This window comes from Megasphaera sp. UBA4382, assembly GCF_002391155.1.
Classification (GTDB): Bacteria; Bacillota; Negativicutes; order Veillonellales; family Megasphaeraceae; genus Megasphaera; species Megasphaera hexanoica.
Genome location: NZ_DGRS01000086.1, coordinates 1 through 12,714, shown reverse-complemented (window position 1 = coordinate 12,714; position 12,714 = coordinate 1). Strand labels below are relative to the sequence as shown.

The window sequence follows — 12,714 nt, the reverse complement described above, 5'->3', positions numbered from 1 at the left end:
TCGTTGAAGCAGGAAGCTCCCGCCTCTATAGGCGGGAGTACGTTCACAAAACATGCTGGAGTTATTTCTTATTTCCAAAAGGAATATATTAAAACAGGAATTTTTGATAAAATGTATTCTAAATACCTTAGCCAGGCATTTCAGATTCGTAATAACACGGATTATGCTGATTTTTTTATAGTTTCACAATTAGAAGCAAAAGAGCAATATGATAAGGCACTTGATTTTTGCCATGCGGTTGAAATTTATTTAGTTAAACGAATTTCTCAATAGCTAGTGTTTTTATGTTTGTAAAAGAAATAAAAATAGAAAAAAGGCGGTCCCATGAAGCAATTTTGCTTCATGGGACCGCCTTTTGGTATGGAGCGGATGAAGGGGATCGAACCCTCGTACCAAGCTTGGGAAGCTCGTATTCTACCACTGAATTACACCCGCATATAATAGGTACTACATTAGTTTAACAGTAAACCCCTATTTTGTAAAGACCCGAATTTTGAAAACGGTGTCAGAACTGTTTTTTTCATCCTTATATAATACCTATATATAGGACAAAAAAAGACGCTGCGACACGAGGTCACAACGTCTCTGGGGAGCTGATTAATGAGCCGACGGAGCAGGAGCTGTTTCTTCTTTCATGGAAGCAGCCTGCTGACGGGCTTCGTATTTATCCATGTTGCGGGCAAAGAGACCGGCCAGCATGGAACCTGTGATCTGATGGACAGCAGCGCCGACAGCAGCCGGGATAGCGACAGCCGGGGCAAAGTAGATGGAGCAGATGGAAAGAGCGAGGGCATCATTCTGCATACCGACTTCCAGGGTAACCGAGTGCTGCTGGCGTTTGCCAAAGCCCAGTTTTCCCGTGATGAAATACCCAAGAGCAAAACCGAAGAGATTGTGCAGGAGAACGAGAACGACCATGAAGACGCCGAGGGAAACGATTTTTGCGCCATTGACGGCAACGACACCACCGAGGATGGAAAGAACGGCAAAAGCGGATACGAGGACGAGAACTTTCTGCATCTGTACCAAATAAGTTTCACCGACGAGACGATGGACGAGCAAACCGAGGACAAGCGGTACGAGGATGACTTTCATGACCGTCATGGCCATAGAAAGGAAGGAAACGGTAACCCACTGACCAGCCAGTGCCCAGACGAGGAAGGGCATCATGACAGGAGCGAGCAGTGTCGATACGGTCGTGATGGAAACAGCCAAAGGAACATCGCCTTTAGCGAGGAAGCTCATGACATTGGAAGCTGTGCCGCTCGGGCAGGAGCCGAGGAGAACCATACCGACGGCCAGTTCCGGAGTCAGGCCAAAGACCATGACCAACGCATAGGCGACGAGCGGCATGATGGTGTAATGGCAGACCGTTCCGGCGAGGACTTCGCGAGGACGCTGAAGGACGAGTTTAAAATCCGATGCATGGAGTGTCATGCCCATGCCGAACATGACGACACCCAGGAGCCAGACCGTATTTTTGACGGCCCAGGTAAAACCAGAGGGAACGAAATAGCCGCCCACGATAGTGAGCAATACGAGCCAGGTAAGATTCTTGCCTACGAAACCGCTTACTTTTGTAACAAAATTCATCATGATTACATACCTCCGAATAAAAAAATGTAAGATTGCTGCAAATAACAAACGGCTGATTGCTTTTACCTGGAGTAAAAAAAACGCTTTGTCTCTTAGAAAGAGACAAAGCGTTATAGCTCTGCGGTACCACTCTTATTGTCGTGAACGACCACTCTACTGACATCACCGAAAGATTTCTCTGACGTTCAATGCCGGACAAGGTAACGATTGTCAATCGGCCACGCTTACTTGCGATGCGTTCAGCTGGCAGCTCCTGGGTGATATTCCTTATAGTCTTTACATCCTACCTCTCACCGTGCAGCAGGTTCTCTGTACTGTCAGGGTCTGTAAGTACTTTTCCCAATCAACACTGTTTGGTTGTTTGCTTGATGCGTATTATACGCTACCATGGGAGAAGAAGTCAAGAGAGAAAAAAGTGATTTTATAAAATTTATCTTCATAACATATTAAGCATGCTATGGAACCAGATAGTCAGATTTTTCTTATTTTCTCTGATTTTGGCCTATTATAGAATAATAAAGCAAGCGGTACGATAACCTAAAAGAATAATAACAATTCGTAAATAGTATATAGCAAATTTTAAGCAGCCCGTTAAACGTAAAAGGTGTTGAAATTATGGGATTTATCCTGCCTCAGGCAGACCTTTTTGCAGAAAAATCAGGGCTTTACAAACGTTGCCATCGTGATATACTGTCAAACATCAAGTTCACGACGGCTATGGCCTAAGAGCTGTAAGAGTGAGCTTAAATAATTAATAGACATTCTGGTCGCACATTCCACTACAAAATTACAGAAAGGTCGTGTTCCTCATGGCACATTTTAATCCCGTAACACCTGAACTGGTAGAAGAACTGAAACGCGTAATGAGCCCTAAACAGGTAAAGACTGATGAAGATTACCTCGTAGCCTATCAGACAGACGAAGAAGGCAATTCTCATTATTTCAGCAAACCGGAAGTTGTCGTTTTCCCGGAATCTACGGAACAGGTCGTAGAAATCGTCAAACTGGCAAATAAATACCTCGTTCCTATCACTCCGCGTTCGGCTGGTTCCGGTGTTGCCTGCGGCGCTATCCCCGTATACCACGGCATCGTCGTCGAACTGGAACGGATGAATAAAATCCTCAAACTCGATCCGGACAACATGTATGCTGTCTGCCAGACTGGCGTCATCACCGGGGATTTACAGCGTGAAGCTGCCCGTCATGGCCTTCTGTATGCTGGCGACCCTTCCAGTGCCGATAGCAGCCAGATCGGCGGCAACGTAGCTAATAATGCCGGCGGCAACAAAGCCGTAAAATATGGCACGACCCGTCATCAGGTATACAGCCTGAAAGTCGTAACTCCGACCGGGGAAGTCGTAGAAGCCGGTTCCCGCCTGAAAAAGAGCTCTACCGGCCTCTGCCTGGAACAGCTCTATGCCGGTTCCGAAGGTACACTGGGCATTATCACGGAAGTTACAGTAAAACTCTATCCCCAGGCTCCCTACGTATTCAACATGGTCTGCGTATTTAAGACCGATGATGAAGCCTTTGCCCTGCCGAATAAGATTCTGAAAGCTGGTATTGATCCGACCAGTATCGAATTTATGGACAACGAAGCATTGGTCATGACCTGTAAATTCCTCGATATGAAGATGCCTCATGTTGATGAAGGATGCGACTATGTCATCGTTACGGTAGAATCGTTCAACGAAGAAGAATCGGACCGCAAGATGGAATTGCTTTGTGACTTGGCGGAAAACAATGGCTCCATCGATGAATTTGAAGCTGATAAACGTATCTGGACGCTGCGCAAACAGTTTGCCGAAGCAGCCCGTGATGTCGATAAAATGTTCCAGACGGAAGATTTCGTCGTACCGCTCGATAAGATTCCCGATATCACCAAACAGATTCCGGAACTCCGTGAAAAATACGGCCTGTATTGCGTAACTGTTGCTCACATCGGCGATGGCAATATCCATGTTCTGCCACTGAACAAAGAAGGCCTTTCTCCGGAAGAATGGTTCAATAAAATCAAAGCCTTCCATCGCGATTTGTTCCCCCGTGTGTATGCTCTCGGCGGCAAGATGTCTGGTGAACACGGCATTGGCTTCAAGAAACTGGGTGAATTTGCTAAATGCACGCCGGCTCCGGAACTCCATGTCATCAAAGCAATCAAGAAAGCACTGGATCCCAATAACATCATGAATCCGGGAAAACTCGTCGATATGACCGGCGATTTCGTTCAGGAATAAATATACAATAAAACCAGCTGTCAAGGTGTCCCGATTTTGACCACTTCCGGCAGAAGGTAAGATAAAAATAGGTTGTCTCATAAAGCCACGTTGCTTTGTGAGACAACCTATTTTGATTTAGAAATGAGTATGAGATGCCGGGGGAAATTAGAAATGACGACTTTCCCGGAGACTTTCGTATTGGGCAAGGAGATTTGGCTTTTCCTCACTTTTATAGGTGAAATCCGGTTCGGCTGCTACGGCTTTTTCTACGGCAGCCTTGAAATCGTAGTATACCTGCCATTTGGATTCAACCAGGTCTTTTCCGGTCTGACGCAGGAGAAACGCCGGATGATAGGTAGGCATGACCGGGATGTTATGCCAGGTAAACCATTTTCCCCGGTTGTGCATGATGCTGGCCGTATGACCATAGAAATACTGGAAGGCTACTTTACCGAGGCAGACGATGACTTTTGGTTGTACCAGTTTGATTTCTTGCACCAGATGAATATTGGCGCAGGCCTTCCCTTCTTCCAGGGTCGGGGTCCGGTTATTTTTGGGACGGCATTTGACAATGTTGGTCACATATACATGGTCCCGGGTCAGACCGACACTCCACAGAGCCTTATCGAGGAGCTGGCCCGATGGGCCCACGAGGGGAACGCCGTATTCATCTTCGACGCCGCCAGGTCCTTCGCCGACGAACATGAGCGGTGAAGCCGGGTCCCCGGAATACCGTGTCGGTCCCCTGTTTCCTTCGTGGCGCAGTTTGCAGGCATCACAATTCATGAGCTCCTGGATCCATTCTTTCATTTTGTCATCACTCATCGCATTCTGCCTCCCCATGATCTGCTGTCAGGCCGGCCATGGCGGCACCGGTGACCGTACAGATACAGGAGACTGGCAATAGTACCTGCAGTCCCCGTTGGCCGGCACTGATACTGATGGTATTAAAATTCTCAGCAGATGTATCAATATACGTCGGAAATTGTTTTTTCATGTCAATGGGGGAACACCCGCCACGGATGTAGCCAGTGACACCGGGCAGGTCTTTGACATGGAGCAGTTCTACATGTTTGTTACCGCTGACAGCAGCTGCTGTCTTCAAATCCAGTTCCCTGTCACTGGGGATACAGAATACGACGATTCCCGTTTTATTACCCTTACCGACGAGTGTTTTGAATAACCGGGCCGCATCCATTCCAAGCTCAGCCGCCGCATGGATGCCTGATAAATCGTCTTCTGTATAGGCATATGTTTTAATATCGTACACAATCTTATGCTTATCCAAAATGCGCATGACATTCGTCTTCTTCACCTTTGCCATGTCCCATTCCTCCATCTATTGTTTCGATACTACTATAGCATAGGAAGACAGGGATTTCCAGAATTTTATATTCCGGGGCGCGTATAAGCCGTTGCATTGCCTGACAGCCTCTTATATAATAAATATGCGGGTTTGCATTTTTTGTATTAATGGGGGTGAGTCTATGAAGATAGCAGCGGTACAGGCGGCGATTCGTTATGGCGATGTAGATGCTAATTATCATATAGCCGATCAGGCTATAGAAGCGGCAACAGCTGCAGAGGCCGATATCGTCGTATTGTCCGAGCTTTGGAATACATCGTTTTATCCGCTAAACGTATATGATCTGGCTGATGAAGAGGGAAAGAGAACAAAGGCTTTCCTTTCTGATGCGGCAAAACGGTATCATGTCCATATTGTTGGCGGTTCTGTTGCCAATAAAAAACAGGGAAAGCTGTATAATTCGACTTTTGTCGTAGATAAGACAGGTGAGGTTGTTGGAGAGTATGATAAAGTGCACCTGTTTACGCCGGGAAAAGAAGATATGGTCTTTACGGCAGGAAACCATCTGAATATTTTTGAATTAGATGGTGTGAAAATGGCATCGATTATCTGCTATGATGTACGGTTCGGTGAATGGGTGCGCATGGCAGCGCTGGCTGGCGCACAGATTCTCTTTGTACCGGCGGCCTGGCCCAATCCACGGCTGGGACACTGGCAAATTTTGAATCAGGCACGGGCTATTGAAAATCAGATGTTCGTCGTAGCTGTCAACAGCTGTGGCCAGGCTGGAGAGTATCAATTCTGCGGCGGTTCCATGATTATTGATCCCTGGGGCAAGGTTCTTTCCCAGGCAGACGGACGGGAGCAGATTATTACCAGTGATGTCGATTTGTCTGTCATCAAAGGTATCCGCAGCAGCATTAACGTATTCCGTGACCGCCGGCCGGAATTGTATCATCTCTGATGTGTGTGTTATAGTGTTATTTGAAAGAGAAGTGTTGGTATGGAAGGGGCTATACATGGCCTGCAGGGGATTTTTGAAGTTATTTTTATTATTTCCATCGGGTTTATTTTGTCCCGCAAAGGATGGTTTGACAGCAATACGAGTGCTCTTCTGACGAAGATTGTCATGAAAGTGGCTCTGCCTTTTTATATGGTAGTCAATATGGTCCGCGATTTTACGCACGATTCACTAGTACAGATTGCGCCGGATTTGGTACTGCCTTTTGCGTCTATTTTCCTGGCCTATTTTGTGGGAAGAATCGCGGCGGCAGTCCTACATATCCGCAAGGACCGGCAGGGGATATTCATTACCTGTTTTTTTATTGCCAATACAATTTTTATCGGTCTGCCTGTCAATCTGGCCTTGTTCGGTCCCAAGAGTGTGCCGTCGGTCATGCTTTATTATATGGCCAATACGACTATGTTCTGGACATTGGCGGTGTATCATATTGTCAATGATAGTACAGGTGGAAAGCATATGCCGCTCTTTTCTGTGCAGACAATTAAAAAGGTTTTTTCACCGCCGCTGGAGGGCTTTCTCATCGGCCTCGTTCTGGTTATGCTCGACGTGAAGCTGCCTGATTTTCTGGTCATGAGTTTCCAATATGTCGGAAACATGGCAACTCCGTTGTCCCTGATTGTCATTGGCATTGAAATGAGCCTCATTTCCTGGAAAGACATTCATTGGGACCGGGATATCATCGGCGCTTTATGTGGCCGGTTCCTCGTCTGTCCCTGCTGTGTGCTGGTGCTGCTGCCATTTATCCCTATCACGGATATGTCGGCCAAGGTATTTACCATGCAGGCCAGTATGCCGGCTATGACGCAAATGACCGTCGTGGCGAAATCCGTCGGTGCTGATGTGCAATATGCCACCGAAATCAGTTTCCTGTCTATTGCTCTTGGATTGGTGGTCATTCCCCTGTATATGGCTATTGTCGGTTGAGATAAAGAATTATATAATAGTAAAAGGACGGCTGTCCCAGTGCAGATGCCGTCCTTTTTAGTTGAAACGATGAAATAAAAGGAGTAAGCCATGTCTCTCTATGATGAATTTTCTAAGAAGGTGCAGCAGTATGCTCCTGCTGCCTTTGAATTGAATTATGCGATTGCCAATGATCCCGAGTTATCCGGGGAAGAATATCATGCCTGTGCCCGTCACATAGCGGCCTGCCGGGATGCCGGCATGGATGTGACGGAACGGTTCAGCGGACAGGCCACAGCCTATAAGGCGGTTGCCTGCCATGCGGAATCGCCGGTTTTGCGGGTAGCCGTCCTGGCTGAATACGATGCTCTTCCCGATATCGGTCATGGCTGCGGTCATTCGGCTGGCGGTGCTATCAGTTTTCTGGCCGGAGCTGCGTTTCATGCCATGACGAATCTGCCCGTCTCTGTCGATGTCATCGGCACGCCGGATGAAGAACTGCGGGGTGGCAAAATTCCCATGTGCCAGCAGGGGATTTTCAAGGACTACGATCTTGCCATAATGGTCCATATGTCGTCGTGTCAGACGACGCCCAATTCCCGCTTTCTGGCCCTCGATGATTATCGCATCCGGTTTCATGGACAGACGGCCCATGCGGCAGCCCATCCGTGGAAAGGCCGGAATGCACTGAACGGGGCCATGCTGGCCCTCCATGCTATCGATATGATGCGTCAGCATGTAAAGCCCGATACGCGGATTGGCACGTATATCGTCCATGGTGGCACGGCTTCTAATGTCATTCCCGATTACGCCGAGGTAGAATGCTGTGTCCGCCATTCCACCCGGACCTATCTCAACGAAGTGGTCCAGCGCCTGATGCATTGCTTTGAAGGGGCGGCTATTGCTACGGAAACGACCTTTGATGTATCCCAGCTGGGGTATAAATATGATGACCTTGTGTGGAATGAAACGGCAACTGACGTCGTTCGTGGCGTGCTCCGGGATATGAAGATTCCCTTTGTAGAACCGGACTGCGGCGGCAGCTCGGATATTGCCAATGTCAGCCATCAATGCCCGGTGCTCCACGTCCATCTGGCTATGGGGGACACGTTCTATCCGGACCATTCCAAGGAAATTGCCGATATGGTCAAAGACAAGGCCATTGAACCGGTCATCGTCCGCGGCGCAGAAATTATCGGTGCGACTGTACTGCGTCTGGCCGGAAATGAAGCTTTGCGCAGTGCGATGAAAGAAGAATTTGATGCGGCGGAAAAATAATACAGCAAGCCGTTGAAAGAAAGACGGATAAGAGGTTTTGCCTTTACGAACGGGGCTATCTCACGAAGACACCGTGCTTTGTGAGATAGCCCCGCTTTTTTTATCGTCAGCTTGTATAATAGTTCTGCGTGAAATCTTTATAAACAGTTCATCCGGATCCTTCTGGCAGTGAAATCTGTATGTACCAGAATGCTATGAATAGTGTTATACTAATATATGAAATACATACGGAATATGTTATTAATTTATGCATGATGAGGAATAGAATCGAATGCAGGAAATGAGGGATTGCAATGATTGACATTTCAGATCGTATACGAAATAAAGCATACATCTCGAGAGTTACAACGGCCGAAGAAGCGGCGAAGCTGATTCATCCTGATGATATTGTGGCCGTGTCGGGGTTTACACCGGCCGGGTATCCCAAAGCCGTACCGCTGGCGTTGGCAAAGCGGATAGGACGGGAGCATTTTCAGATTACGCTCTATGCCGGGGCATCCATCGGTGATGAAATTGATGGAGCTCTGGCACGGGTACATGGCATTTCCCGCCGGTTTTCCTATCATACGAATAAAGATCTGCGCCGCGGAATCAATGATGGCAGTGTGGCTTATGCCGATTACCACGTCAGTGTATTCGCTCAGCTGCTCAAGGAAGGGTTCATGAAGCGTCCCGATATCGTTGTGGTGGAAGCGGCAGCTATTACAGAAGAAGGGAATCTCATCCCTACTACGTCCGTAGGGACGACACCGGCTATGATTGACGTGTGTCAGAAAGTCGTCGTTGAAATCAATGTGACCCAGCCGCTCAGTCTGGAAGGAATGCATGACGTATACGATGTTCCCAATCCGCCATTCCGTGTACCCGTTCCCATCGTCCATACAGGGGACCGTATCGGAAAACCGTATATCACCTGCGGCTGGGACAAAATCGTTGCTATCGTCCCCTGTGATATTCCCGATGCTCCCCGGTCGTTTAAGCCTGTCGATGAAAATGGCCGGAAGATGGGAAATCTCATCGTGCAGTTTTTCAAGGATGAAGTAGCCAAAGGCCGGCTGCCGGAGCATCTTCTGCCACTCCAGTCCGGTGTCGGATCCGTAGCTAATGCAGTCATTCAGGGGCTGGCAAAAAGTGATTTCGAGCATCTTTCCATCTTTACGGAAGTACTCCAGGACGGGATGTTTACCCTCATCGATGCCGGGAAAGTCGATGCCGTATCGACAGCTTCCATTTCGGCATCCCCGGAAGGGCTGAAGCATTTCTATGAACACATCGATGAGTACCGGAAAAAAATCGTCATCCGGCCCCAGGAAATTTCCAATAATCCCGAAGTAATCCGCCGTATCGGAGCTATTGCCATGAATACGGCCATCGAGTTTGATATCTATGGTCAGGTCAATTCGACACATATCTGTGGCAGTCGTCTCATGAATGGAATTGGCGGTTCCGGGGACTTTGCCCGGGCGGGATATCTGACGATTTTCTTTACCAGTTCGACGGCAAAAAACGGTGCCATCAGTTCCGTAGTTCCCATGTGCTCCCATGTGGATCACACGGAGCATGATGTGGATATCCTCTGTACGGAACAGGGCATTGCAGACCTGCGCGGTCTTTCTCCTGTCGAACGGGCACGGACTATCATAGCTAACTGTGCCCACCCGGATTACAGAGACCAGCTCACAGATTATCTGGACCGGGCTATTGCCGCAACAGGCAGCCAGCATGAACCACAGCTCCTGAAAGAGGCCCTGTCATGGCAGCAGCGCTACCTGGAAACAGGGAGTATGAAATAGTATACCACCCTCACAAGTCAGATTTTTCCAGTCTGTCTTGTGAGGGTTTTGTGCATCCTCTGTACATCCCTAGATTTTTATGTCGGTTTTCGTGTACAATATAAATAAAGACTTTGTATATCATGATCGGCACGGCCGAAGAATGGGGAGATACGATAAATGGAAAATTATGCTGGATATTCCGATGAATATATCAAATATCTGGAACTCCTGGCTAAAGAATACCCGACCCAGGAAGCGACGTTTACAGAAATCATCAATTTGCAGGCTATCGTGAATCTGCCAAAGGGAACGGAACATTTCATGAGCGACCTCCATGGTGAATATGAAGCGTTTTATCATATATTGAATAATTGTTCCGGTGTTATCCGGGAAAAAGTGGAAATGCTCTTTTCCAATTCCATGAGTCAGGAAGAACGGGATGACCTGCTGACCCTGATTTATTATCCAAAAGAAAAACTGGATCTTATGAACCGCAAAAAGCTGGTAACGGACAAATGGGCCCGCAAGACACTTCATCACCTGATCCGCCTGGCGAAATTGCTTTCGTCCAAGTATACCCGTTCCAAGGTACGTAAAGCGATGCCGCCGGTCTTCCGGTTCGTCATCGATGAATTGCTTCATGCCCAGCCCGATGAAGATAAAAACCGTCACGTCTATCATTCCAAAATCCTCGACACGATTCTGGAAACGGGGAGCACCCGTTCCTTTATTTATGCGCTGACGGCTTTGATTAAACGGCTGGCTGTGGATCATCTGCATATTATCGGCGATATTTATGACAGGGGGCCCCATGCAGATAAAATCATGGATAATCTCATGCATCATCATTCCATGGATATCCAGTGGGGAAATCATGACATTCTTTGGATGGGAGCTGCCGCCGGCAGTGCTGCCTGTATTGCCAATGTTTTGCGCAATAATATCCGATATCATAATTTGGAAATCCTGGAAAGCGGGTATGGCATCAGCCTGCGCCCGCTGGCCCTGTTTGCCTTGAAGATGTATACCAAAGACGATGGCATCGAACCGATGGTTAAGGCAATCAATGTCATCTTATCCAAACTGGAAGGGCAGGTTATTTTTCGTCATCCGGAATATAATATGGATGACCGCCTGCTGTTCCATAAAATCAATCTGGAAACAGGGACCATTACGCTGGATTCCGGGACATATGAACTGACTACGAAGGATTTCCCGACATTCAATCCTCAGGATCCCTATACCCTGTCTCCGGAAGAACATCTTATTATGGCTGAATTACAGACGGAATTTTTGCAGAGCGAACGGCTCCAGCGGCATATCCAGTTCCTGTACAGCCATGGTTCTATGTACCGGTGCTATAATAATAATTTATTATTCCATGGCAGCCTGCCGCTCAACGATGATGGCAGCTTTAAAGAAATTTATTTCGATGGACATGGGTATAAGGGCCGGGCTTTTATGGATCATGCCGATTATATGGCACGGCGCGCCTATACCAAGAGGGATACGGACAGCCTGGATTATATGTGGTATATGTGGGGCGGCCCCGATTCTCCTGTGTCCGGGCGTATTGTAAAGACCTTTGAACGCAGTTACATTGCCGATAAAGATACGTGGAAAGAACCAGAAAATGCCTATTTCCGCTTGAACCGGGATAAAGACGAATGCATCAAGATTCTTCATGAGTTCGGGATTGATTCGCCGCAGGGACATATTATCAACGGACATACGCCGGTAAAAGTGAAAAAAGGGGAAAGTCCGATCCGGGCCGAAGGCAAGGAACTTTGCATTGATGGGGGCTTCTGTAAAGCCTATCAGAATTCGACAGGGATTGCTGGGTATACATTGATTTTTAATTCCCACGGAATCCGGATCAAGGCTCATTATCCCTTTACGGATGTAGAGGAAGTATTGCGGACCAATGCCGATATGGGGTCCGAATCGACTCAGGTAGAACTGGAACCTAAACGGGTCATGATTGGTGATACGGACAATGGCAAAAAATTGTTGCAGATGATTGATGACTTGAAGGCCCTGCTCCAGGCATATCGGCAGGGGATTATCATCGAACGGCGTGGTGAATGATGAAGCGCACGTGAACTGCTGTATAGGAAATGAAGGAGATTGCATGGGGCTGAAGCCCGTATGCAGTCTCCTTTTTTTGCGTTGCGCGTTCTTTTGCCGGATAACGTATGATATGACCTCGCTCACATCGGCATCGCAGCGGCATGAAAAAGAGGCTGTCTAAAAGACAGCCTCCTGATAGTACATGAGTTATGAAGTTGTAGATTTAGAATACACCCTGCTGGAGCATAGCATCGGCTACACGTTCGAAACCGGCGATATTAGCACCTGCTACGAGATTATATCCGAAACCGTTGCGTTCTGCTGCGTCTACAGAATTCTGATAAATCGTGTTCATGATTTCATGGAGACGGGCATCGACTTCTTCTGCAGTCCATACGAGTCGTTCGCTGTTCTGGCTCATTTCCAGAGCGGACGTAGCAACGCCACCGGCGTTTACGGCTTTGGACGGAGCAACGACCATGTTCGGCTGTTCCATCAAATATTTCAATGCGTCGTTAGTAGTCGGCATGTTGGCAACTTCGATGT

General features: G+C 47.7%; 10 protein-coding genes, 1 tRNA gene, 1 pseudogene and 1 other annotated feature. Of the genes and pseudogenes, 7 read left to right on the top strand and 5 right to left on the bottom strand.

Annotated features, from left to right (window positions below):
* The first annotated feature begins 3 nt into the window (after nucleotides 1–3).
* Nucleotides 4–273 (top strand): HEPN domain-containing protein, encoded by a 270-nt coding sequence (locus B4H10_RS11030; RefSeq protein WP_292018846.1) that lies wholly within the window; start codon nucleotides 4–6, stop codon nucleotides 271–273.
* Between the two features lie 88 nt (nucleotides 274–361).
* Here B4H10_RS11030 and B4H10_RS11025 read toward each other — a convergent pair.
* A tRNA-Gly gene (locus B4H10_RS11025) sits at nucleotides 362–435 on the bottom strand.
* Between the two features lie 162 nt (nucleotides 436–597).
* Nucleotides 598–1,596, bottom strand: coding sequence for a bile acid:sodium symporter family protein (locus B4H10_RS11020; RefSeq protein ID WP_201784354.1), 999 nt, complete (start codon nucleotides 1,594–1,596; stop codon nucleotides 598–600).
* A 95-nt stretch (nucleotides 1,597–1,691) separates the two neighbouring features.
* Nucleotides 1,692–1,952, bottom strand: a binding site (T-box leader).
* 453 nt (nucleotides 1,953–2,405) lie between these two features.
* On the opposite strand from B4H10_RS11020, the gene B4H10_RS11015 reads away from it, so the two are divergent.
* The gene (locus tag B4H10_RS11015; RefSeq protein WP_292018845.1) at nucleotides 2,406–3,830 is read left to right on the top strand and encodes an FAD-binding oxidoreductase; all 1,425 of its coding nucleotides are present in this window, start codon (nucleotides 2,406–2,408) and stop codon (nucleotides 3,828–3,830) included.
* 147 nt (nucleotides 3,831–3,977) lie between these two features.
* On the opposite strand, the gene B4H10_RS11010 is transcribed toward B4H10_RS11015, so the two are convergent.
* Both B4H10_RS11010 and ybaK read right to left on the bottom strand, forming a co-directional pair.
* On the bottom strand, nucleotides 3,978–4,637 hold the full coding sequence (locus B4H10_RS11010; RefSeq protein WP_292018844.1) for a uracil-DNA glycosylase: 660 nt from the start codon (nucleotides 4,635–4,637) through the stop codon (nucleotides 3,978–3,980).
* Entirely contained in the window at nucleotides 4,630–5,136 is a 507-nt protein-coding gene (ybaK, locus tag B4H10_RS11005; protein ID WP_292018843.1) for a Cys-tRNA(Pro) deacylase, read from the bottom strand. The genes B4H10_RS11010 and ybaK overlap by 8 nt, the downstream gene beginning before the upstream one ends.
* 163 nt (nucleotides 5,137–5,299) lie before the next feature.
* Between ybaK and B4H10_RS11000 the strand changes: the two genes are divergently transcribed.
* The 5 genes from B4H10_RS11000 (at nucleotide 5,300) to B4H10_RS10980 (ending at nucleotide 12,186) form a co-directional block, all read left to right on the top strand.
* Nucleotides 5,300–6,082: a carbon-nitrogen family hydrolase gene (locus B4H10_RS11000; protein WP_292018842.1), complete on the top strand. Its 783-nt coding sequence runs from the start codon at nucleotides 5,300–5,302 to the stop codon at nucleotides 6,080–6,082.
* A 39-nt stretch (nucleotides 6,083–6,121) separates the two neighbouring features.
* Nucleotides 6,122–7,066: an AEC family transporter gene (locus tag B4H10_RS10995; protein ID WP_292018841.1), complete on the top strand. Its 945-nt coding sequence runs from the start codon at nucleotides 6,122–6,124 to the stop codon at nucleotides 7,064–7,066.
* Between the two features lie 90 nt (nucleotides 7,067–7,156).
* Complete coding sequence (locus B4H10_RS10990; protein ID WP_292018840.1) at nucleotides 7,157–8,323, top strand: M20/M25/M40 family metallo-hydrolase; 1,167 nt, start codon at nucleotides 7,157–7,159, stop codon at nucleotides 8,321–8,323.
* A gap of 293 nt (nucleotides 8,324–8,616) precedes the next feature.
* Nucleotides 8,617–10,116: a succinate CoA transferase gene (locus B4H10_RS10985; protein ID WP_292018839.1), complete on the top strand. Its 1,500-nt coding sequence runs from the start codon at nucleotides 8,617–8,619 to the stop codon at nucleotides 10,114–10,116.
* A 159-nt stretch (nucleotides 10,117–10,275) separates the two neighbouring features.
* Nucleotides 10,276–12,186 carry a fructose-bisphosphatase class III gene (locus tag B4H10_RS10980; RefSeq protein WP_059075653.1) on the top strand — a complete coding sequence of 637 codons (1,911 nt, stop codon included), beginning with the start codon at nucleotides 10,276–10,278 and terminating at the stop codon, nucleotides 12,184–12,186.
* A gap of 205 nt (nucleotides 12,187–12,391) precedes the next feature.
* Here B4H10_RS10980 and B4H10_RS10975 read toward each other — a convergent pair.
* Nucleotides 12,392–12,714 (bottom strand): annotated as a pseudogene (locus B4H10_RS10975) (NADP-specific glutamate dehydrogenase); the annotation flags it as partial.